The sequence below is a fragment of the Pedobacter sp. PACM 27299 genome, assembly GCF_001412655.1.
Taxonomy (GTDB): Bacteria; Bacteroidota; Bacteroidia; order Sphingobacteriales; family Sphingobacteriaceae; genus Pedobacter.
In genome coordinates, this window is sequence record NZ_CP012996.1 from 4,024,428 (window position 1) to 4,044,978 (window position 20,551).

General features: G+C 36.9%; 24 protein-coding genes and 1 pseudogene. 11 read left to right on the forward strand and 14 right to left on the reverse strand.

All coding sequences use genetic code 11. From position 1 onward, the window contains the following. Positions 1 to 10 precede the first annotated feature (10 nt). Positions 11 to 1,567 carry a TlpA family protein disulfide reductase gene (locus tag AQ505_RS16845; RefSeq protein ID WP_062549246.1) on the forward strand — a complete coding sequence of 519 codons (1,557 nt, stop codon included), beginning with the start codon at positions 11 to 13 and terminating at the stop codon, positions 1,565 to 1,567. Between the two features lie 58 nt (positions 1,568 to 1,625). On the opposite strand, the gene AQ505_RS16850 is transcribed toward AQ505_RS16845, so the two are convergent. Together AQ505_RS16850 and AQ505_RS16855 are read right to left on the reverse strand one after the other, a co-directional pair. Continuing rightward, on the reverse strand, positions 1,626 to 1,958 hold the full coding sequence (locus AQ505_RS16850; RefSeq protein WP_062549247.1) for a hypothetical protein: 333 nt from the start codon (positions 1,956 to 1,958) through the stop codon (positions 1,626 to 1,628). Positions 1,959 to 1,977: 19 nt separating this feature from the next. Beyond that, entirely contained in the window at positions 1,978 to 2,454 is a 477-nt protein-coding gene (locus tag AQ505_RS16855; protein ID WP_157262437.1) for a MauE/DoxX family redox-associated membrane protein, read from the reverse strand. Between the two features lie 345 nt (positions 2,455 to 2,799). Between AQ505_RS16855 and AQ505_RS16860 the strand changes: the two genes are divergently transcribed. The 3 genes from AQ505_RS16860 (at position 2,800) to AQ505_RS16870 (ending at position 4,118) form a co-directional block, all read left to right on the forward strand. Beyond that, positions 2,800 to 3,213 (forward strand): hypothetical protein, encoded by a 414-nt coding sequence (locus tag AQ505_RS16860; RefSeq protein ID WP_062549249.1) that lies wholly within the window; start codon positions 2,800 to 2,802, stop codon positions 3,211 to 3,213. 76 nt (positions 3,214 to 3,289) lie between these two features. Continuing rightward, positions 3,290 to 3,697, forward strand: a complete 408-nt coding sequence (locus AQ505_RS16865; protein WP_062549250.1) for a hypothetical protein — start codon at positions 3,290 to 3,292, stop codon at positions 3,695 to 3,697. A gap of 10 nt (positions 3,698 to 3,707) precedes the next feature. Beyond that, positions 3,708 to 4,118, forward strand: a complete 411-nt coding sequence (locus AQ505_RS16870) for a hypothetical protein (RefSeq protein ID WP_062549251.1) — start codon at positions 3,708 to 3,710, stop codon at positions 4,116 to 4,118. A 390-nt stretch (positions 4,119 to 4,508) separates the two neighbouring features. Here AQ505_RS16870 and AQ505_RS16875 read toward each other — a convergent pair whose 3' ends face one another. The 5 genes and pseudogenes from AQ505_RS16875 to AQ505_RS16895 form a co-directional block, all read right to left on the reverse strand. Next, a complete protein-coding gene (locus AQ505_RS16875) occupies positions 4,509 to 5,102 on the reverse strand; it encodes a Crp/Fnr family transcriptional regulator (RefSeq protein WP_062549252.1) in 594 nt (197 codons plus the stop codon). Further along, positions 5,099 to 6,058 carry a helix-turn-helix transcriptional regulator gene (locus AQ505_RS16880; protein ID WP_062549253.1) on the reverse strand — a complete coding sequence of 320 codons (960 nt, stop codon included), beginning with the start codon at positions 6,056 to 6,058 and terminating at the stop codon, positions 5,099 to 5,101. The genes AQ505_RS16875 and AQ505_RS16880 overlap by 4 nt, the downstream gene beginning before the upstream one ends. A 27-nt stretch (positions 6,059 to 6,085) precedes the next feature. Next, complete coding sequence (locus AQ505_RS16885) at positions 6,086 to 6,658, reverse strand: GNAT family N-acetyltransferase (protein ID WP_062549254.1); 573 nt, start codon at positions 6,656 to 6,658, stop codon at positions 6,086 to 6,088. Positions 6,659 to 6,718: 60 nt separating this feature from the next. Then, positions 6,719 to 7,366, reverse strand: a complete 648-nt coding sequence (locus AQ505_RS16890; protein ID WP_062549255.1) for a TetR/AcrR family transcriptional regulator — start codon at positions 7,364 to 7,366, stop codon at positions 6,719 to 6,721. Beyond that, positions 7,347 to 8,617: pseudogene (locus tag AQ505_RS16895) on the reverse strand (aminotransferase class I/II-fold pyridoxal phosphate-dependent enzyme). The gene AQ505_RS16890 and the pseudogene AQ505_RS16895 overlap by 20 nt, the downstream one beginning before the upstream one ends. A gap of 336 nt (positions 8,618 to 8,953) precedes the next feature. Between AQ505_RS16895 and AQ505_RS16900 the strand changes: the two are divergent. The 3 genes from AQ505_RS16900 (at position 8,954) to uraH (ending at position 10,579) form a co-directional block, all read left to right on the forward strand. Further along, positions 8,954 to 9,523 (forward strand): Crp/Fnr family transcriptional regulator, encoded by a 570-nt coding sequence (locus tag AQ505_RS16900; protein WP_062551081.1) that lies wholly within the window; start codon positions 8,954 to 8,956, stop codon positions 9,521 to 9,523. Between the two features lie 63 nt (positions 9,524 to 9,586). Continuing rightward, positions 9,587 to 10,135, forward strand: a complete 549-nt coding sequence (locus tag AQ505_RS16905; protein ID WP_062549256.1) for a heme-binding protein — start codon at positions 9,587 to 9,589, stop codon at positions 10,133 to 10,135. A 30-nt stretch (positions 10,136 to 10,165) separates the two neighbouring features. Continuing rightward, a complete protein-coding gene (gene uraH, locus AQ505_RS16910) occupies positions 10,166 to 10,579 on the forward strand; it encodes a hydroxyisourate hydrolase (RefSeq protein WP_157262439.1) in 414 nt (137 codons plus the stop codon). Between the two features lie 246 nt (positions 10,580 to 10,825). Here the strand turns inward: uraH and mobC are convergent, their stop codons facing one another. The 7 genes from mobC to AQ505_RS16945 form a co-directional block, all read right to left on the reverse strand. Then, on the reverse strand, positions 10,826 to 12,886 hold the full coding sequence (mobC, locus tag AQ505_RS16915; protein WP_062549257.1) for a conjugal transfer protein MobC: 2,061 nt from the start codon (positions 12,884 to 12,886) through the stop codon (positions 10,826 to 10,828). Between the two features lie 26 nt (positions 12,887 to 12,912). Next, entirely contained in the window at positions 12,913 to 13,857 is a 945-nt protein-coding gene (locus AQ505_RS16920; RefSeq protein ID WP_062549258.1) for a DUF5712 family protein, read from the reverse strand. Between the two features lie 11 nt (positions 13,858 to 13,868). Continuing rightward, complete coding sequence (locus AQ505_RS16925; protein ID WP_157262441.1) at positions 13,869 to 14,447, reverse strand: BfmA/BtgA family mobilization protein; 579 nt, start codon at positions 14,445 to 14,447, stop codon at positions 13,869 to 13,871. Positions 14,448 to 14,607: 160 nt separating this feature from the next. Then, complete coding sequence (locus AQ505_RS16930; RefSeq protein WP_082461600.1) at positions 14,608 to 15,552, reverse strand: IS3 family transposase; 945 nt, start codon at positions 15,550 to 15,552, stop codon at positions 14,608 to 14,610. An 8-nt stretch (positions 15,553 to 15,560) separates the two neighbouring features. Then, the gene (locus tag AQ505_RS16935; protein WP_062549260.1) at positions 15,561 to 15,968 is read right to left on the reverse strand and encodes a hypothetical protein; all 408 of its coding nucleotides are present in this window, start codon (positions 15,966 to 15,968) and stop codon (positions 15,561 to 15,563) included. 122 nt (positions 15,969 to 16,090) lie between these two features. Beyond that, positions 16,091 to 16,453, reverse strand: a complete 363-nt coding sequence (locus AQ505_RS16940; RefSeq protein WP_062549261.1) for a hypothetical protein — start codon at positions 16,451 to 16,453, stop codon at positions 16,091 to 16,093. A 210-nt stretch (positions 16,454 to 16,663) separates the two neighbouring features. Then, positions 16,664 to 17,359 (reverse strand): formamidopyrimidine-DNA glycosylase, encoded by a 696-nt coding sequence (locus AQ505_RS16945; protein ID WP_197286207.1) that lies wholly within the window; start codon positions 17,357 to 17,359, stop codon positions 16,664 to 16,666. Positions 17,360 to 17,644: 285 nt separating this feature from the next. On the opposite strand from AQ505_RS16945, the gene AQ505_RS16950 reads away from it, so the two are divergent. The 4 genes from AQ505_RS16950 (at position 17,645) to AQ505_RS16965 (ending at position 20,536) form a co-directional block, all read left to right on the forward strand. Beyond that, a complete protein-coding gene (locus AQ505_RS16950; RefSeq protein WP_062549263.1) occupies positions 17,645 to 18,322 on the forward strand; it encodes a response regulator transcription factor in 678 nt (225 codons plus the stop codon). Next, entirely contained in the window at positions 18,319 to 19,584 is a 1,266-nt protein-coding gene (locus AQ505_RS16955; RefSeq protein WP_231634912.1) for a sensor histidine kinase, read from the forward strand. Before AQ505_RS16950 ends, AQ505_RS16955 begins: the two co-directional genes overlap by 4 nt. Before the next feature lie 99 nt (positions 19,585 to 19,683). Next, positions 19,684 to 20,109, forward strand: a complete 426-nt coding sequence (locus AQ505_RS16960) for a QcrA and Rieske domain-containing protein (RefSeq protein WP_062549264.1) — start codon at positions 19,684 to 19,686, stop codon at positions 20,107 to 20,109. Between the two features lie 4 nt (positions 20,110 to 20,113). Then, positions 20,114 to 20,536, forward strand: a complete 423-nt coding sequence (locus tag AQ505_RS16965; RefSeq protein WP_062549265.1) for a thioredoxin family protein — start codon at positions 20,114 to 20,116, stop codon at positions 20,534 to 20,536. Positions 20,537 to 20,551 lie beyond the last annotated feature (15 nt).

A 20,551-nucleotide genomic window follows, 5' to 3' on the forward strand; every position in this document is an offset into this window, starting at 1 on the left:
AAAAACAAAAATGAAAACACAAACAATAATATATTATGTGATTTTTACAGCAATTTCATTATTCAATCTGTCAAAATCTTACAGTAAAACTGAAAAAAAGACAATTGAGGATCGGTTAATCCTAACGGGTAAATTTACAAATGTAGATCAAAATGGAACAGTCAAATTGTATTTATGGACAGATATCGTGGCCTCTAGTAATAAGTACCGAGAGCCATATAGGGTGTTTAGCACTAAACTAAAAAATGGAAGATTTGCATTCCAGATAGATTCGGTAAAAACAAACGACTACATAATATTGAGCAAAGATGAACTAAATGGCCAACCTATACCAATAATAGATATGTATAGAATAGAGCAGGGTGATCAGATTCATGTCGACATTCATCACAATGGCACATTGAAGTTATCTAGTGTGACAGATTTAGGAAAACCTACTTATGAATACCAGGTCCAATTCTCAGGTAGAGGTTCAAATAAATACCAATGCCGGTATAGCCTAGATTCATTGAAACAGGTATATACAGAAAATTTTTACAGATTGCCAGGAAATGAGAAAGCCAGAAATGCAGCAACAATACTAGAAATCTCACAAAATGAGATAAATATTGAAGATTACATTACCACTAAACAATTAGATTTTCTGGAAACTTACCGTCATAAAATTCCGTCGCATATTTTTGATTTAGTCAAGATTGACCTCATTTCAACCAATATGAAACATGAATTAAAATTTATCTCCACATCAATAAATGAATTCTACACTAAAACTGATAGAGATCTAGTTAGAGAACATTTCAACAACAGCAAATTAAATAGGCTATTTAATGGCATTTCTAAAGAAACAGGTATTAATTCTATAGCTTTTACAAATACAACATTAGAAAAACTAAGAAAAGAAAGCATATTTCTTTATAAAGACAAGCCTGTCCATGAATTAATCTATGCAAAATATAAAGGGCAGCTTAGAGACAAATTAATCACCGCTTACTTAATAAAAAACTATTCTTCTTTGTCAAATATCGAAGCAAAGAAAATATTGGCCGAAGCAAATGAAATTATCGAAACACCTGCTTACCTGAAAATGCTAGACGCATTAACAATTCTAAATATAGGCTCATTATTATACCCATTCGAATTACCAGACAAAGAGAACAAAATCGCAAAACTTAGTGACTTCAGGGGAAAGGTATTATTTATTGATTTTTATTATACAGGTTGTAGCAATTGCATCAGCTATAATAAAAATACCGTATCGGTTGCAAAAGAATACTTTAAAAACACTACAGATGTTTCCTTTGTGACTATCTCTATAGATGGCAATAGACAACAATGGTTAAAGAGTCTTGAAAGCAAACTATATACATCAGAAAGTGCAATCAATCTGTACACCAGTGGCCTTGGTGGAAACCATCCCTTAATAAAGCAATTAAAAATCACAGCATACCCTCATTCTATTCTAATCGATAGAGAAGGAAAAATTTACAATAATAATTTCAAAGATTTGGGTAAAAATGATCCTAATGATTTAATATCAATTATAAAAAAAGCCTTGAATTCAAATTAATTCATTCTATTCTTAAATATAGGGGGATTTTCCCCCTATATTATTTAACATTATGGTCCTAATTTGGGCTGATAAATTCTCCAGGTAAGGAATTACCAACTAATGTAGCACTAGGAATTGTGCTTAATTGTTGGCCAGTCGCCGGTGGGGTTATTGAACCGGTATCCCACTGTTCAGAACAAATTGTTAAAGATTGCTCACAAAAATCTGTGCTAGGATAATAGACATAGTTTGCTTTATTTAATGGAGTACTAGATCCACTTTTATTGTAGAATCGGTGTATGGTATTGTCTGATTTTTTAGTGTAATTAAATGCACTAAATCCCACCGCCAAACCAACTACCAGAAGGCTCAAAGCGATTTTTTTGATGTTTGAAGTTATCGTATTCATAACGTGTTTTTTTAAATTTTTAAGAATGTTGTTTTTTCATTAGCCATAGTGCACACAGGGCAAGAGCAATAAATCCCATATTAAACCACAAATGTGCTGTCCAGCTTAAATTTTGAATGATCAGATTGCAATGACAAGGCAACTTTTCTTCCCAGAGTAACATACTCAGAATGTAAGCCGTAAAAACAACCATTAGACTGACAAAACCATATAATCCCCATTTATAAGTTTTAGGGATGATCAGTAGCAATGAAACTACTATTTCTGATATGGGCACCATCCAGGAGATCAAGGTGGCATAAGTACCAATAAGCTTAACTTTAGCTAAGCCACTTTTGAAGCTTTCATGGTCTTCAATTTTGCTAAACGCAGAAATTAGAAACAGGAATAAACAAACAAGAATTATTAAAAAAGCAATTCTTTCTTTGCTACGCGCTGTAAGCCAAAAACTACACTTGCTAGCGGTTGTAATATCCATTGTAATAGGTTTGATCATTCAAAATATTATTAATTGTGGAATCCTCCACAGTAGACCTTTGGTCCACAAAACTTTAAGACTCTTTGTCACCGCTCTCCTTTCTTTTTATAAAACATAAATTCTACAACCCTAAGTTGTGAACTATCCGTAAAAATAAATGCGGTGAATACCACTAAAAAAAAGGGTTTATAACTAAAAAAAATCCGGCCAAAACCGGATTTCATCAAAAATTAAAATCAGGAGAGATAACGGGACAAATGGCAAGGTGAGATAATATTGGTTCCTGAGTTCGAATAAAATTTCATTATCGAAAACGATTTCTATTCACAGTTGTTCATGTAGCCGAAAATAGTTATTCGAAGCATGAAATTAAATGAATTAAGAAAAGGAAATATCGTTTATACCACAAGTACTACTGCAACCTATGGCCGTAACCCAGTTTTAGTTGTTGATATTGATGCTGATCATGTCTCCTATGTCAGTGAAAAGCATCAGTACTTCTGTGAACTTAAACCTTTTCGCATTATACCTAAGGAAATTACCCCGATCCCTTTATCAAGCAGCTGGCTGGAAGGTTTTGGATTTACAGATTCAAAGATCACTTTACCATCGGAATACGAGCTGGAGATTTGTCTAGAATCAAATACCTATAATATTCATCCGTTTAATAGCGAAAATGAATTGATCGAGTCAGGATTAAATATCAGTAACGTCCACGAGCTGCAAAATCTTTACCACGCTATCACAGGTGATGAATTAAATTTATTAGATTTATAAAAATAAAATCATTAAAGTAATTTACATTTTTACTTTCAAAATCATCCTTACCATTCCCACGAAAAATTTTAAAATCATGAAAGGAAGATCCATTTTTACACCTGAAGAGGCGATATTAATAAAGAACACAATTAATGCCTGCAGAGAGGATGGACGCTACTCCAACAAGGATAAAAGGGACACGCTTCGAAAAGTATATAAATTTTACATCTCGGATTTCGACAGATCAAGGGATGGCTTCACTTCTGTCGACTTTGATCACCAAGTTTCAATTGGCAATATCAAAATTGAAGAAGATCCTAAAGTGACCTTATTATATGAATTTGTGAATTTTGATTACGAATCTGATGAGGCACAAACTAGGTTTGATGAACTAACGAAAAGAGTGGAAAAACACGCCTTTATCAGTGAAGATCATAAACAATTTGTTTTTATGTTATTGAAAGAGGTTAAAAAGCGATTACGCACTATGATGATCAACTAAGAATACGGAAATGAAAGCAAATGAGCTAAGAATTGGAAATCTGGTTTATTCACAAACAGAGGTTGAAAATGGGCATCATCTTCCTGTGATCGTTATTGGTATAGATACAAAGCATATCACCTATTTAAGTCAAAACCACCGCATTCACTCTGAAATTAGGCCATTCCAAGTTATGCCAATCCAGCTTTACCCCATCCCATTGACAAAAATCTGGCTTGATAAGTTTGGCTTTAAAGATTCACTTATTCTTTTACCTGAAAATGGAGAATTAGAAATCAGGCTTTTTAGCAATTCATTTCATATATGGACCACTAAGGAACAAGTCGATGTCCCTATATATAGAAATCATATAAACAATATTCACCAACTACAGAATCTATATTATTCCTTAACAGGAGTAGAATTACCCCTTCTAGGATAATTTTTGAATATATAAATACACCCTCTGTTTATTATTCCAGATAGCTCAATAATAATGGAATCAATTCTTAAAACCTTACTGTTCAATAAAGCAAACGCTAAGAAAATTAAAGATGACAAGTTAGTAAACAGAAAAGTTTACCAAAAGGTATCTCTCTAGGTTGAATATTAGTTAACATCTGTTGGACAGGAATTAATCCCCTTTATAATTAGCTAAAGCAATGGGGAAATAAACAAATAGAAAAGGAATATGGAAAAATAAAGTTAGAATTTTAAAACTCCAACATTAGCCGCTTCATTCGGATTGTCCGAAGGCAGAAGAAGGATATTAATTTCAAGAGCAATTTATAAAACAAAGACATTATTCCAATTCCTAATTTAAAAATCACAATTAATAATTCTTTCTGAGCTTGCCAAGCCTATCGGCAGACATACTCATATACTCTGCAACATATTTTAACTTAGTAGCCGCCAATAACTGAAGTAAAACTGCTTTATGCTTCAGATAACGATCCACCGTATTTAAGTTTTTGATATCATCGATATGCTCCTGTCTGAGTTTATCATAAGTTCCCCTGATCTTTTCAGTAATAAACTCCGTTTCTTTAAAGTCTTCCTTCAAATCAGTCCAATCCTGATAACTAATCAACAACATCCTAGAATCTTTTAATATTTCGATGGTACATTCAGATGGTTGCTGGCTAAAAAAACCTGGGGTCGTATATAAAAAGCTCTTTTCAGACCAAAACCACATAGTTTTTTCTTCAAAAGTCTCCCCATTTACCCTGATCTCCCTGGCAAGCCCATCCAGCATAAACCAAGCGATCTTTTGCTTCTCATGGAAATTCAATATCCTACTTCCCTTTTTATAGGTAGTTTCCTGCAACTTACTTCTCAACATCGTCCGAAAACTGTGGTTCAGTGCAAGGTACTGCTCCAAGATTCGGATCAAGTTATCGAAAGATTCATCAGTTACAGGATTCATGAGTACAAAGGGTTATGGGATAACATGAACTCATCGGCAAAACCCAATTTTTGCATGAGTTCAATCTTTTTATTCACCCCGGTTTTAAAAAAAATATGTCTAATGTGCGTATCAACAGTCTTTTCAGAAATAAATTCCTGAACAGCAATCTCTTTGTACATGAGTCCAGTACAAAGCAGCTCGGCAATCTTTTTTTCACGCGGCGTGAGTCCAAAATTATCGCAGCGCTTCAAAAATTTGTGCTGCTTATTCACATAGCCAGTCATTTTTTGTTCTTCTTCTACCCTCGCTTTTAAAACCGACTGTGCCATAAACAATATGGTCAGTAACAAAAATCCACAATTAGTGACCAGCACCTCTATCCATTGACTGATGTTAAAATAAGCGAATAAACTCAAACAAGCCCAAGGCAACACCGCGCAATACACCGCAATCAGCTCGACACTGTCAGAACAATAAATGGAAGCTTGCCTGGATTTAAACTTGGCCTTGATTGCTACAAAGATTGCCCACATCATGTAAACAGAATAACCAAAAGGAATAATTAGTCCATAACCAAGTGCAAAGTTGAGATCACCACTCTTACCATAAATCAGCACAAAAAACAAGCAGTAAGGCAGTAATAAAAATAGATGCACCCCATAAAAAGCCTGAAAACGCAACAATTTCAAATCGAAACTTTTATAGAAATAAAAGGGGAAATAAGCAGCCATCAAAAATCCAGCACCATAGGCGATGATATTCTGCGTAACGATAGAAAATGAAAATTCAGGATCAGGAAAAAGACCAGAACTCACATTATAAAAAATCAACAGTCCCAATAAGATCAAATACCATAGTAAGGACTTATCCTCAGGGCAGGACAAATAACGATACAGCTGAACAGCCAGCATCATTAATTCGAAGATCACAAAAACATAAGTGATCACATGCATCTCGGAGCCAAAAACTACCATAGCAGATCATTTATAATATGATATTGTTTAAGTTTCCATTTTCATGAAGTATAATTTATAACCAAGGTTGATTTCATGATAAATCTCAAATCCAAATTTTTCATACCAAGGCACATTTTTCAAAACTGAAGTTTCCAAAAAAATTGGCCTTTTCATCGCCCTGGCATCCGCAATTAAAGCCTCCAGTAATTCAGTACCAAGCCCCAGATTCTGAGCCCGGGGATGCACCCCAATAAACCAGAGGTAATACATCTTTACAATAGGCTTGGAATGTTTAACTAAGGATTCCCTTTTCATTATTTTAAACAACTGGCTAACACCAATTACCCTAAAAATCAGTTTCAGATCCCAAAACAACATACTTAGCGAACACATTTTTTTATCCGGAAGCATGACCAAAGCACAGGCGCGACCATCTGCAGAAACAAAAACTTTCCCATAAGCCGTACACACCCTGAAAGCGTAATCCATCAGCTCAGTAAGCCGCTGGAAACGTAAATGATCTTGCTTTAGCATATAATTCACACTCAGGTTATGCTCAAATGCCTTAGCTAAGATGGCCACAACGTGTTTCTTATCATTATTCAGCGTTTTTATCATATCCTTTCATTTATATTATATTTCAAGCAGTTAGGATCCATCTACATCTGATCGACCTTTTTAATCATTAAAAGACCATGCTAACATTTGCCGGATCGTTTTGGAAATCATTTCTCTTCCTTGTTCAGTTCTGATGTTAATCCCGCAATTAATAGCTTCATTTTTTTTGGATTGAAGTACCATATAGTAAATACCTGAAGTCATTATAGCGGATAATGCCCGGAAATTCAGCTCAGATTTCTCAAAATACTTATCCGTATAAGAGAAAAATGGCTCAGCCATGCTTTCTCTTAAACTACTGAGCCGCTTTAAAATGCTGCTATCCTCAGATATTTCAGACAGAATAATGTGCTGCATCTCTTCACTGTTATAAAAAAAGTTGAGCTGATTCTCCAGTAGCTCAGCAATACTACCAACAATCTGTTCCTTGTTAGCCTGAGGATGAAAGACCTCAGGAAACTCTTTATTATCAGCCAGCCAAAAGTCTTTCTCTCTAATATAAGTTTCCACCAAGGTATCCACATCTCCAAAATACCGGTAGATCAAATTTTTATTTACTCCCGCAGTTTTAGCGATCCGGTTCAATCCCAGGCCCCGGTATCCATCTTCCTTTAAAATCACACCAATAGCGGCAATCAATTTACGCTCAGTTAAAACCCTATCCTTAACATTTTTTACTTCTTTTTTTTCATCTGGTATCTTTGTCATATATCCGGGAAATTTTAAGTTTTTTATCCATAAACTCAAAGGCATTTAAAGCCTTGTCCAGTTGCTCGGTGGTATGGGTAGCCATTAATGCCATTCTAATTCTTGCATCTTTTTTGGACACCGCAGGATAGATGATACAGTTGGTGTACACTCCCGCCTTCAGTAGCATTTTGACGGCCTCAGCTGTTAGTGCAGGATCACCCAGCTTAACAGGAATTATTGCTGAGGCAGTATCTCCAATATCAAATCCCAAATCCAATAAACCTTTTTTAAAGTAGCGTATATTGTTCCAAAGTCTGGACATCCACTGAGGCTCTTTTTCTAAAACATCCATCGCAGCAATTACCGTCATGGCAGAAGCTGGCGGCATGGTTGCAGAAAAAAGGTGCTGACGGGACTGAAATTTCAGGAAACGAATCAGTTCCGGATCCCCGACCACATAACCGCCAAGGCTAGCAAAGGCTTTGCTAAACGTCCCTGTAATGAGGTCAATCTCGCCAAAAAGCCCGCAATCTTCAATCAAGCCACGACCGGTATTTCCAAGCACTCCTATTCCATGCGCATCATCCACCAAAATGAAGGCGTCGTATTTTCGTACCAATGCTACCATTTCTTTGAGCGGTGCCAGATCACCATCCTGAGAATATACACCATCAATAACTACCAATTTTGTTCGGTACTGGTCCTTCACTCTTTTTAAGACATCCTCCAACTGTTCCAGGTTATTATGCACAAAAGTCTTTACATTGGTATTCAGGCAGCCTTCGTACACGCTCGCATGTACAGCCATATCCAATATCGCAATGTCTTCTTTTTTAATAAAGATTGAATTGTTGCGCTATTTGCAGTATATCCGGTAGTGTAAAGCATTGCCGCCTTACGCTTAAAAAAAGAGGCTACTTTGTCCTCTAACTGCTGATGAAAACAAAAATGCCCACCTATCGCTGGAGATGCTCCAGCGCCTGTTCCATATTGCTCGATAGCCTGCATAGCTGCATGTTTAACTTTAGGATGCTGGGTGAAACCTAAATAATCATTAGACACAAAGTTCACATACCTTTTGTCATTAACCTCGCCTTTTAAATTCAAACTAAGTTCGGGACCGCATCCTGATGAATTTTCAAGGCGGTAATTAAGATGGCCTTTATCATCCAGAAAATTTAGATAACTATTAAAGGAAATTGCCCTTTCCATCATATTAAGGCCTGGAATATTTTCAAAATCCTTAAAACTTAGTTTAGAATATTCCATGGTCCTATGAGGTTAGCATTGACAAATAACGTGTGTCTGATTTTAACAAAACAGACACACTAATGTAAGTAGTATATATTTAATTATCAAGAGTTATTTTTAACAAAAACCTAATAATCAATTATTTACAACAAAACAGCTAAGCAAATAATTTATGATCACTTTCAATTAAGCTCATTTCAGTTAAAAGAATAGTTTAATAATTGATTAGGGGAAACAAATCCTTTTATTGGTTATTGGAAAATCCAAAACATTTTCATTTTTCAAACCCTATCTTCAGAGTTCAAATAAGTTTAATAATTTGCGACATGGTTTCTCAATTAACCTACTATGGATATGTTCAAACTATTGGAGAAATACCTTAGAAAACAAAGCGAATTAGATCAGCAGAGCCTGGAACTTATATTTAGTAAGTTTAGGCTGATCAGCACCAAACCGAACCAGATACTACTTAGCTACCATGAAGTATGTAAACACCATTATTTTGTGAACAAAGGTTGTATTAGAGTTTTCACGATCAATAAAGCAGGCCAGGAAACTACTCGTTTTTTTGCTTTTGAGGGTGGATTTGGAACGGCTTTACCCAGTCTAATCGATCAGCAGCCTGCACAAGAGTACTTACAAACCACTGAAAAATCTGAATTGTTAACCATAAAAAGAGCAGATTTTTATCACTTAGTGGATACCATCCCTGAATTTGCTAAGGTATACCGAAATATCTTAGAGCTGGGATTTATTACCGCGCAAAAGAGAATCTATGGCTTCCAGGGTTTTGATGCTATAGAAAAAGTGAAGTGGATCAACAACTACTATCCTAAAATTCTTTCCAGGGTATCCAATAAAATGGCAGCCTCCTACCTAGGCATGTCTCCATCCACCTTAAGCCGCGTTAAACGAAAGATTTAAAAACGTTGACCTATGTCAACGTTCTGCTCAAGTCCCAAATGTAACTTTGAGAAAAAAGGTACCATGAAAAAATATCTAAAACTATTCCTATTTATACCCATATTCTGCTTTGGACAAACCAAGCAAAATACAGTTCTGCCAAAGGATGGTACCCAAAATTTAAGTCCAGGCCCAAAAGATTCGTATGTGATCAAAATAGACCAGCTAACCTTACTTGCTGCAACTGAATTGAGCAGTTTAGTCAGCACAAAGGCCCATGAAATAAATAGAGTGGTATCCGTTGCCATTGTTGACCTGGCTGGACAAATCATTGTAATAAATCGCGGAGATGGTGTAGGTCCTCACAATACCGAAGCAGCCAGACGAAAAGCATTTACCGCTGTTTCTACTAAAACGGCTACACTTCTGCTAGCTAAAAACGCAAAAATGACAGCTTCGACTGAAAATTTAGCCCAACTACCAGAACTTTTGCTGCTGGGAGGTGGAGTTCCCATTTATTACAATGACAAATTAATTGGAGCAGTCGGTGTAGCAGGCGGAGGAAGTCCTGAAAACGACGACCTGATTGCAAGAGCGGCACAGATCTTAAGCCTTAATCTAATCGCCAGGTAAAACATTTGATGATCACTAAATTTTAAAATTATGTATATAAAAAAAATGGTTATAGGAATGGTGCTAGCCTTATTCTCTAGTACCGGTTACGCACAGCAGCCCAGCTATCAATTGTCAAGTCATATCCTTGATGTCTCTACAGGACTTCCTGCAGCAGGAGTACCTGTTAAACTTGAAAAGCTAGATGAGAAAAGCAAAAAATGGTTATCCTTAGACCAAAAGAAAACCGATGAGAATGGCAGAATTAAAGATTTTCTGGAAACCAATAAATCTGAAAATGGAATATTTAAGCTTACTTTTCTAATTGCGGATTATTTTAAGCAAAAAAACACAGCCTCCTTTTATCCCTTCATCGAAGTTGTTTTTGAAATCAGGGACGATAAACATTACCATGTACCTATCACTTTATCCCCTTATGGTTACTCCACTTATAGGGGTAATTAGCAATACTGTTTTTGTTTAAAAACATCATTCGAGTGTTTATCGTTTTTAAACCTGAATTAATCATTTTGGCCTGAAGAGCTCGATTTCTTTAGGCCAAAATATCAATTAACCAGGCTTTTGTACCTGTTTTTTACAGCAGTGACATTTAAATTTTTTACATTCTGACCTTTATACTTAAATCCATATCTCATCGAGATTAACAACTGAAAACAACCTGCCGGAATTTATTACTGCACGATTTAAAGCTCAAATTGGGTTGATCTGATCTAAGGATTTCTTTGGTTTATTTTGCCGCTTTGGTCTGTTAACTACCGCCTTAACTTCTTGTTTTTCCTCAGGCTCTTTATCTACAGCACTCGGCTGATCAGTTAACTTCTGAAGTTCAGTAGCCACTAAATCCCTTATCTGCGTTTTAATTTTCTGGTACACCTGTTCTACATCAAAGGAAGTTACATTTTCTACTACTGGTATCATCTGGTAAACTGCCTCCTCCTGTTTAATGGCCTTGTGGTCATTTTGAATTTCACAATGGAACATCTTTAGTTTCATTTTCTGATCAGGATTATCTGAAAGTATCCCCACAAACTCACCAGATGAAAGGGTCGCAATTTTAGAGGCAGGTATCGCAGATTCGAGTTGTAAGGACTTAGATATCGAGAGCTCAGTGCTACTAAAACTCTTAGTTTCCCGGTCCTGCATGATCCTACCAAAATTCTCACTGAATTTTTTGGCAGTATCGCCTGTGACCTGCCCAGAAATGATATTTCCAACAATACCAGTAATCACCGCTGCCTGCTCAGTGCCATAATCCTTCCGAATTTGTTCCAGGCTCTGAACCGCCAAACTCACACTGATCAAATTTGATCTGCAGGTTGCCAATAAGGAATCGGTACCATTTAGAAAAATCGAAGGGAATTCGTCGAAGACTAAACTAGATTTTAACTGTCCTTTTCGGTTAACGAGTTTGATCATCTTTGATATGTATAAAGAAAGAACTGCTCCATAAGTCTGCTGCTTTTGGGGATTATTACCCATACAAACTATCTTTGGTTCCAGAGGATTATTCAAATCCAGGGTAAAATCATTACCGCTGAGCACATAATAGAGCTGAGGTGAGGCTAACCTGGCTAGACCTATCTTAGCGCTGGCAATCTGGCCTTCCAATTGAGCTTTGGCATTGTTTTGATAAGCTGAAATAAACGGATTGATCAGCACCTGAATCTCCTCACAAGTCACCAGAATCGCAAAAAGCTGATCATAATTTACCTGCATCAGTTCAATCACATGAGGCAGCGTACAGTACTTCCCATTTTCATAACATCGCAGGTACCAAATGATGGAGGTTAAAAAATTGATGGGAGATTCCACAAAGAAATCTCCCTGCTTTTTGATCCAATCCCTGTTCAGTCCCATCATAATGGTTCTGGAGGCTTCTGTTGCATCTGTGATGTCCTCCATGCTCACCGGATCCAGTGGATTACATCGGTGTGTACGGCTCAGATCATCGAAATTAATGATGTAAAATTTAGGCTTGATCTGGTACCTGGGATAGTACTTTAGTAGCTTATTATAAGTAATTTTGGAAAGATCATCGTATTTGAAATCGTAAACGAACATACTGAAGCCCTTAGCCAGGTGCTGATCTATGATGTGACGAATCACAAAATAACTTTTTCCTGCTCCAGGACTCCCAGCAATGAGAATCCCTCTGAATGGATTGATGATATTGATCCAGCTAGCTCTGATTTGATCTTTTAACCGATATTTTGCCGGTAAATTAATAGAGTATTCATTCTCCAGCAGCTGTTCCTGCTGAGGGAAAGTTTCATTTTCTGAATTAAAAACATCCGTATTCAGCCTATCTTTTATTAGTCTGGACAACCTACTGCCCCCCGATAATATTAACAAATAGCCGAGCAGCGTTGAGCCTATATAGGTAACTGTGACCAGCTCAGCCGCTGCATTAAGGTAAAAACAACCTACGCTTGAAAAATATAGAAATACCCCGACCATCAAATAGACTACAATCTTCCGAATGCGGATAGCCTCGTCGATCTTCCCTTTTATACCAAAAACTGAAATAATAAGGCAAATTAATGCTAAGAACTTAGCGACAATAAAACCACTAAAAACCCATGTTTTGGCAATATTCGCAATAATTCTATTGGTAATCTGCGAAGTCCAGCCCCAGCTTTCAAAAGCGACATAACAACTCAAGTAAAAATGCAAGCTTAGTATAAAAATGCTGATGTAGCGGGTAAAGTCTACAATCTTCCTTAAGGCAGTAAGATCCTCTCCGGTATTCATAAGCAGATATTTTATTGGTGAAATTTTTATAGCCCCAGCTCTTGCTGCTGGTCATTTCGTTTTTTGCGACGCTTCTTTCTTTTGATACTCATTGACGGATCATCATGACTTTTTGCCAAAGCAATTTCCAGGAAATTTGTTGACCGGACTGGCTGTAGATAACTAGGCAGCTCCAGTTTTAATTCAAGCGTTGGTTTCTTAGATTTATCACTTGTATTTGCCTGTTCAGGAATTCTTTCTTTTCCCTGCACAATTTCTAATCGCTGTTGAAGCGTACCATTCTTTTGAATATTAGCGTACTCAAATGTTTCCTTTAGACCACGATCAAATCCAAACTGCTGATCAAACAGTCTTTCTCCCGATGCTTTAAAAGCCGATCGGTCAAACTGGCCAAGCTTCAGCGAATGGGCCACATTTTTACCTTTCGAGGTATTCATGGGACTGAGTCTGATGAGATTGGTGATATCCTTGCGGCTTACAATGACCTGGACATGAAGCTGCTGCCCGGGCTTTATGCTTCCTTTTTTTACAGTACCATCCTTAACCTGGGGATCATTGTAGCCATAATAGCGGTAGTGTTCCAACTTTGCATACCACAATAGGTCTTTTTCACCATTAACGCCCGGCCTTTTAAAATTACAGGCATATTCATTCATTACCTCAGCCGCATATTCCTTTAAAGCATTCTCCACTCCTTTTTCTCCATAAAGCGATTGGAGGTAACTGATCTCTTTCTGTGAAGGACTGATGTTGATTAGAAAAAACTTAGCATCATCCTTACATAGCTTTGCAATGTTCTGATCCAGATTGTGTTTAACCAAATAGGATGGAATGGCATCGCTTGTACCATTAAACCACAGTTCAGGCTTTAGGTCTTTTGACATTCTATTTTCCTTATCCAGGTAATGCACCAACTCCCCACAGCTACCTTTATTATTTCCCTTATCACTATCAGTAATGTTGATAAACATAAGACTGATTTTTACAGCGTTTCGATTTGTTTTCTTGCCAGTTCAGCCAGCTCGTTTTTTTCTTTGGTTTTGAAGCTTCCCAAATTTTCCCTGTTTTTGATATAAGTATCCAGTATGATCAGAAATTTTTGCTGAAGTATCCTTTTGATTTCTTTAACCTCGTATAGCACTTTAATCATAGCTATAGACTCATCAATTCGCCTCAAATGAACATCCTGGTTCTCAAGTAATAATTGGTTTGCCTTTAATACCTGATCATTAAAAAAGCTTACAATTTGTTCCTGATTTTTGATCATGCGTTCCATCTCCACACGCATGGGTATCAGTAATACCTTTTCCTGGGATTTGATAAAACTGACATAAGCATCATGATTTCTGGACAATGCTTTTTTAAGCTGTTCATCCCCTATGTCTAGCGGATCTTTTCCACTACGGTAAAAGTACTCCACCATTTGCACAAACAGCCGGCTCTGGCTTCGCCCGAACTTCTCAGAAAGCTTCAACAGTTCGTTGTGCACTGATATCGGGAAGCGTATAGATTTCTCAGCAGGCCTGTTTCTTTTAACGCTTTTGCTTTTGGATATATCCATCGTACATATTGTTTTAAAGGTTTTAGCGTGCATAAAGAACGAGAAATATACCCGGAGTATATTCTAAACCCCCTCAGCGATAGCGCCAAGGGGGTAAAGTAAGGCGCTGCCTAACTTCCGCTTGCTCCTTTGACTCGTCCTAAAATACGTTTACGATTTTTTATTCTTGATCCTGCATTAGATTTACAGCAGCATCGTAGTCCTGAATAGGATTTACAATAGTACTGTTTTTGTGGTAATAATTCTTCCATAATCGCTGGGGTAATATGCTTCCAGCATGAACCTGATCAGGAGTTAGATTTCCTATGCTCATATGGGGCCTTTCCTCATTGTAGAGCTTGATTACAAAGTCCAGAACCTGTTTCCCTTCTTCCAAATTGTTAACGCTATAGCTGCTTAAGTATTCGTTTTTTATAATTCCGTTAACACGTTCGGCAATGGCATTATCCCTTGGATCTCCGCTTTCAGTCATACTTATTTGCACCGTACTTTCCTCCAGCGTCTGTATATACTCATTGCAGCAGTACTGTAAGCCGCGGTCTGAATGATGACAGAGGAATTCGATGTTCTCTGCATTAGATAATGCCATTTTCAAGGCCTTAACCGTTTCTACAGCCAAAAGGTTGTCGGCAACATTATATCCAATAATCTTTCTTGAAAAGGCATCCGTAATGAAGCTGATATACAAAAACTTATCATTTATCTTCCAGTAAGTAATGTCACTTACCCATAAGCGGTTTGCCGCCCCAGGCACAAAACCCTTTATTAGATTTGGAAATTTTCGGTACATGTGAAAGGAATTAGTTGTTGATATTCTCCGCTTGTACCTCTTTACCAACAAACCAGGCGTTGATAATAGATCAAATAAGGCATCCCGTCCCATTTTTATCTGATGTTCCAAAAGAAACGGTTGAATCAGCTCATAAAGCTTTCTTGTTCCCATATGTCTATGATCTTTTCTCATCTCAATAACTTTTTTTAATACTAGCTCTTGTTCTATGGTGATAGCCTGGTTATGCCACCAATGCTGATAATAGGCTTGCCTGGTCATTCCAAGTATTCGACAGATGCGTGCAAGGCTTTTCCGCTTGTTTCTGTCTTTCATTTCAAAGATTACTTGGTGAATGACTTTTTTCTAATGTTAATTTTCAGCTCACGTTCCGCTAGTTCTATCATCACTAGGTAGGCTTGTTCTCGAATCTGGCTATCCTCCAGCTGCAATTTTAATTGCCTTATTTCTGCATCTCTTTCATCTTTTTCAGGCAATTCAACGAGTTTATTTGTACTAGGTTTATCCTTCATATAGAATGAAATAGGTTTTTTCTTGACACTGTCGTCAATGTAACCCAATTGCCGCATAAACTTCAAAATTTTGCCGCATTCCCGATGGCTTCCCGTAAATTCCTTCCAGATCGCCTGTTTGGACTTACCGCCTTCAAGGAATGCCTTGACGATAGTGTGCTTCTGCTGAGTACTGAAATACATGCCTGGCCGCTGTTTGGCTCTTTCTTTTTTTTCCATTTTTTTGTCCTTTTTGGGTGTAAACCCATTTTAGGACAAGACACTTTTCATGGAAGAGAAAAGGCAATCAGATAGTACAAAATTCACTGCAATACATTCCCGTAAATTGAATGAAACCTAGTTCAATTACCGGCCAAATTCCCTTCAACAATGGCGTTCTTCAAAACAGGCTTGCCATTCAAATTTGATTCTACGGACAGTTGCATTAAAGCTCCAAAAGGAACGAATCGAATTTCAGTTTCACCAGCTAAATACAAATCGTCCTCACCTGGTTTCTTATAAACCGAAAGACTGATCTTCTTTCCGGAATCTTTAATCGTAAAGAAGCAATTGATGGCCATAAAAGTCTTAGACCATAACATAAAGTCAAGTTTAGCAAGGTAATTTCCGATAGGTACGTGCTCTTTGTAGAAAGAATAATTCTTTGGTTCATAACCCGCTTCCAAAGCAGGAAAGAATCCCATAACAGTGGTTTCTCTATTCATTTTTTTAGGTATTGTTTACCCAAAGATTCAGCTTTTAAGAGCCCTGGTTTCCCATATGGGAAAAACAGTTGAAATGCCAAGGTGAACTCTCCTACTACATGAATAAAAAGTAAACCTGAAATATATTGATTTATTCATTCTGTCTTTCTTAAAAAAACCCAGATCAATAAGAAAAAACAAACAGGTATTCTTTAATTTAAATTTGACTTTTTATACAAAAAGCGTTTGCTCATCAGTATAATACGTGGTTAATTGAGCATTCATTTTCATTTTAATCACCTTCCCTGTTGGACTACATTTTTTCTTGGCATTATGAATCATTAATAAATCAAGGCCTTTTTGTTTATCGTTGAACAAGTCTAACTTCCTTGCTTGCTTGATCAGGTCTTGTAAAACGTACTTAATTGTTTTATGAAGAATTCTAACTTCAGTCTTTGGAATCCTACTTACAATTGAAAAAGGAGAAATATTGGCAAACCAAAGAATTTCATCCGCATAGGCTTGATCTATTCCCCTAATTACTTTCTGATCGATTAACAAGGATTTGACCTCGACTTCTGTTTCAGAAAACAAGTTCATGAGGTAGTCCACTGACATTTCCTTAGATAAAACATCAGGAACAGCCAAAGCAACCGGGTTCAGATCAAACCTACTCAGTTGCTGACAATCCTTGACACTAATAATTTGTCCACCACTAAAACTAAAGTCTAATAATCCAGCAGTGACCTCCTGATTTTGCATGATAATTTGAAATTCTGTCGAATTGGATAAGTTGATTTCCAAGACCGAATGATTCTTGAACTGAAAGCATAATGAAAACCCGTCACGCCAAACTTTTTTCAATTCATGACCTACAAGATTTTCATTTAGCGCTGCAATGGAAACATTGATACAACTATCCTGCATAATATTCAGCTTTTGCAGAAGCCTGTTTTTATACTTTCTATCGAAAATTTCAGCACAAATTTCTAAGTAAGGTAACGTAAACATAATTTAAATCAGAACTTGATGAGGTAAGGGTTTAAAGGTACGCTGTCTTCCTACCTTCTTTTCCTGCTTTATGCAATTCATTATTGATCTAAATCAATGATGAATTCAAAATTTAACAGCGCTATTTTATCATTGCAGTGATTAACATGGCAAATGCTTTAACTTCAAAGAGTCTTCAGAATTAAACACCATATTTACTTGATGAAATTTCTAATTGTTGAAGACGAGGAAGGATTAAGGAAAAGTATTGATCAGTATTTGACTGCTGAAGGAAATATTTGTGATTGGGCTTCCAGCTATGAGCAAGGTTATCAAAAGCTATCCCTTTACGACTATGACTGTGTTTTACTTGACTTAACGCTTCCCGATGGAGAAGGGCTTCAGCTATTAAAATACCTTAAAAAAGTGAATAAATCGGATGGTGTTCTTATCATTTCTGCACGTAACTCCTTAGATCAAAAAATCGCAGGCCTAAGTATGGGTGCAGATGATTACCTGATCAAACCCTTTCACTTGTCAGAACTATACGCAAGGATTATGGCCATTGTAAGACGTAGGAATTTTAACGGAAACAGCCTTGTTCAGTTTAATGAGCTGGAGATCGACACGATTTCTAAGGAGCTCAAAGTAAATAATAAGCTGGTATATTTAACTAGAAAGGAGTTTGATCTTCTATTGTATTTTGTGACGAACAAAAATAAGGTGATTTCCAAATCTGCAGCTGTGGTACACATCTGGGGTGATGAAGCAGATATGGCAGACAGTTTTGATTTCATTTATACTCATATTAAAAATGTGAGAAAGAAATTAACAGATGCTGGCTGTAAAGATTATTTCCAGTCTGTTTATGGAATAGGCTATAAATTCTGCGAAACATGAAATTATTTAGCAGCTATAACCGGATCTTATCCGTCATTACCCTTTCAGGGTTATTAGTCATAGGCTTTCTGTTTTATCAAACACTTGGTCAATACCTCAACAGACAGATGGAAGATCATCTATATGAGGAGCTCCTGGAAGTTAGAGATTTTGCGCATGTGAAAAACATTCTGCCCTCTCCTGATGGTTTCGATGATGTAATCGTGGAATATAAAAAGATTAAAAAACTGGAAGACCAGCGTAAGTTTTTTGCCGACACCAACTTTTATAACCCGAAGAAAAAACATAAGGAGTCCGGTCGTTACCTGATGACACAAATGGTTTTAAATGGACAGCCTTATGAGCTGAAGATTATTGCCTCTAAGTTTGAACGGGAAGAACAAATAAAAAGCATTGTCCTCATAATTTTACTGCCTGTAATAGTACTATTACTAATTTTATGGTTGGTAAACCGAGTACTGATTAAAAAAATGTGGATCCCCTTCAGACAAATTCTAACAAACATTAAAGCATTTAACATCAACCAGGAAGAAGTTTTTAAACCTATTGAAACCAACATTGATGAATTTAAAGAGTTGAATAAAGCCGTGCTTGACGTCTCCTTGAAAGTGAAATCAGATTATAAGGAAATTAAGTTATTTACTGAAAATGCTTCTCATGAAATGATGACTCCTTTAGCTGTGATTAACTCTAAGCTAGACACCATGCTACAATCTAACACTTTAAATAAAGAAGAAAGTGAGATCCTGGCAGACTTATATAAGGCGACCTCTAAACTGACCAAATTAAATCAATCTCTGTTATTATTGGTTAAGATCGATAACAATCAACTTCAAGACAAGGAAAAAATCGACCTTGAAGCATTACTTTATGAGCGAATCAATTACTTTCAGGATTTTATTCAAAAGAGAAATCTGAATGTAAACACAGAGATCAGCAAGCTTTCCATTTACGCCAACCGTTCAATGGTAGAGATGCTCATTAACAACCTCTTCAGTAATGCAATCAGGCATAATTATGTTGGTGGATTTATAAAGATTGTACTAACTCCCTCCAGCCTTCTATTTTCGAATACCAGCACCCAAGCGCGCTTAGACCCGGTTAAGATCTTTGAACGGTTTTACAAGGACAATGCATCAGAAGGAACTGGTTTGGGCCTGGCCATTCTAAAACAGGTATGCCTGAGACAAAGTTACACACTGGCTTACGAGTATCAGGAGGGTCAACACTACTTCAAAATTGAATTTAATAACCCTAGTTAAAAATAACGATTTGATTAAATTAACATAATTTAACACTCAACTTCACAATGTCTTCAGAATTGCCATAGATATTAGCTTCATAATTTAGGAGGTAAAATTATGGATAGAAAAGATTTTTTAGCCAGTATAGGATTATCAGCCGCAACATTTGCATTCATCAATTGTGCAGGATGTGCCAAAAGTTCAAATGCACCTTCAGGGGACACTTCAGGTCCAACTGGCATTGATTTCACTTTAGACCTGAACTTACCCGCAAATGCAGGACTCAGTAATAACGGAGGGCATTTAGTTTCCAATGGCGTCATTGTTGCACGTACTACTTCTGGCTCATTTGTGGCTGCCCAGCGGTCCTGCACTCACGAAAGCTATGGCTTAATCTATCAGCCTAGTGCTTCCAGATTTTATTGTGCCAACCATGGCGCAACTTTCTCAGAAAGCGGTACCGTTACGAATGGTCCTGCTTCCAGAGCATTAACGACTTATCACACCCAACTCACAGGAACTTCACTAAGAATTTACAGCTAACACGATGAAACTATTATTGATCTTTTTCCTAGGCATCATTCCAAGCACTTTAATCTGGAATGAAAATTTTAATGAGGCACAACAACAGGCTAAAACTTCACATAAACAGATCTTAATTAATTTTTCAGGATCTGACTGGTGTGGCCCTTGTATCCGTTTAAGAAAAGAAATTCTGGAATCAGAGGTATTTGAGGCTTATGCCAAAGAAAACCTGGTACTGGTAAGAGCCGATTTTCCCAGACAAAAGAAAAACCAATTACCTGCAGCGCAAATCAAAAAGAACGAATCTTTGGCCGAGCAATATAACCCTGAGGGAAAATTCCCTTATACCATTTTACTAGATGAAAATGGAAAAATCCTCAAATCTTGGGATGGTTATCCAAACGTGGCCGCTGAAAAATTTGTATCGGAGATTAAAACCAGATAAAACGCTTTATGGAAA

Coding starts and splice junctions, on each gene's coding strand:
- AQ505_RS16845 (WP_062549246.1), top strand. CDS start 11: ATGAAAACACAAACAATAATATATTATGTGATTTTTACAGCAATTTCA.
- AQ505_RS16850 (WP_062549247.1), bottom strand. CDS start 1,958: ATGAATACGATAACTTCAAACATCAAAAAAATCGCTTTGAGCCTTCTG.
- AQ505_RS16855 (WP_157262437.1), bottom strand. CDS start 2,454: ATGATCAAACCTATTACAATGGATATTACAACCGCTAGCAAGTGTAGT.
- AQ505_RS16860 (WP_062549249.1), top strand. CDS start 2,800: ATGAAATTAAATGAATTAAGAAAAGGAAATATCGTTTATACCACAAGT.
- AQ505_RS16865 (WP_062549250.1), top strand. CDS start 3,290: ATGAAAGGAAGATCCATTTTTACACCTGAAGAGGCGATATTAATAAAG.
- AQ505_RS16870 (WP_062549251.1), top strand. CDS start 3,708: ATGAAAGCAAATGAGCTAAGAATTGGAAATCTGGTTTATTCACAAACA.
- AQ505_RS16875 (WP_062549252.1), bottom strand. CDS start 5,102: ATGAATCCTGTAACTGATGAATCTTTCGATAACTTGATCCGAATCTTG.
- AQ505_RS16880 (WP_062549253.1), bottom strand. CDS start 6,058: ATGGTAGTTTTTGGCTCCGAGATGCATGTGATCACTTATGTTTTTGTG.
- AQ505_RS16885 (WP_062549254.1), bottom strand. CDS start 6,658: ATGATAAAAACGCTGAATAATGATAAGAAACACGTTGTGGCCATCTTA.
- AQ505_RS16890 (WP_062549255.1), bottom strand. CDS start 7,366: ATGACAAAGATACCAGATGAAAAAAAAGAAGTAAAAAATGTTAAGGAT.
- AQ505_RS16900 (WP_062551081.1), top strand. CDS start 8,954: ATGTTCAAACTATTGGAGAAATACCTTAGAAAACAAAGCGAATTAGAT.
- AQ505_RS16905 (WP_062549256.1), top strand. CDS start 9,587: ATGAAAAAATATCTAAAACTATTCCTATTTATACCCATATTCTGCTTT.
- uraH (WP_157262439.1), top strand. CDS start 10,166: ATGTATATAAAAAAAATGGTTATAGGAATGGTGCTAGCCTTATTCTCT.
- mobC (WP_062549257.1), bottom strand. CDS start 12,886: ATGAATACCGGAGAGGATCTTACTGCCTTAAGGAAGATTGTAGACTTT.
- AQ505_RS16920 (WP_062549258.1), bottom strand. CDS start 13,857: ATGTTTATCAACATTACTGATAGTGATAAGGGAAATAATAAAGGTAGC.
- AQ505_RS16925 (WP_157262441.1), bottom strand. CDS start 14,447: ATGGATATATCCAAAAGCAAAAGCGTTAAAAGAAACAGGCCTGCTGAG.
- AQ505_RS16930 (WP_082461600.1), bottom strand. CDS start 15,552: ATGAAAGACAGAAACAAGCGGAAAAGCCTTGCACGCATCTGTCGAATA.
- AQ505_RS16935 (WP_062549260.1), bottom strand. CDS start 15,968: ATGGAAAAAAAAGAAAGAGCCAAACAGCGGCCAGGCATGTATTTCAGT.
- AQ505_RS16940 (WP_062549261.1), bottom strand. CDS start 16,453: ATGAATAGAGAAACCACTGTTATGGGATTCTTTCCTGCTTTGGAAGCG.
- AQ505_RS16945 (WP_197286207.1), bottom strand. CDS start 17,359: ATGCAGGATAGTTGTATCAATGTTTCCATTGCAGCGCTAAATGAAAAT.
- AQ505_RS16950 (WP_062549263.1), top strand. CDS start 17,645: ATGAAATTTCTAATTGTTGAAGACGAGGAAGGATTAAGGAAAAGTATT.
- AQ505_RS16955 (WP_231634912.1), top strand. CDS start 18,319: ATGAAATTATTTAGCAGCTATAACCGGATCTTATCCGTCATTACCCTT.
- AQ505_RS16960 (WP_062549264.1), top strand. CDS start 19,684: ATGGATAGAAAAGATTTTTTAGCCAGTATAGGATTATCAGCCGCAACA.
- AQ505_RS16965 (WP_062549265.1), top strand. CDS start 20,114: ATGAAACTATTATTGATCTTTTTCCTAGGCATCATTCCAAGCACTTTA.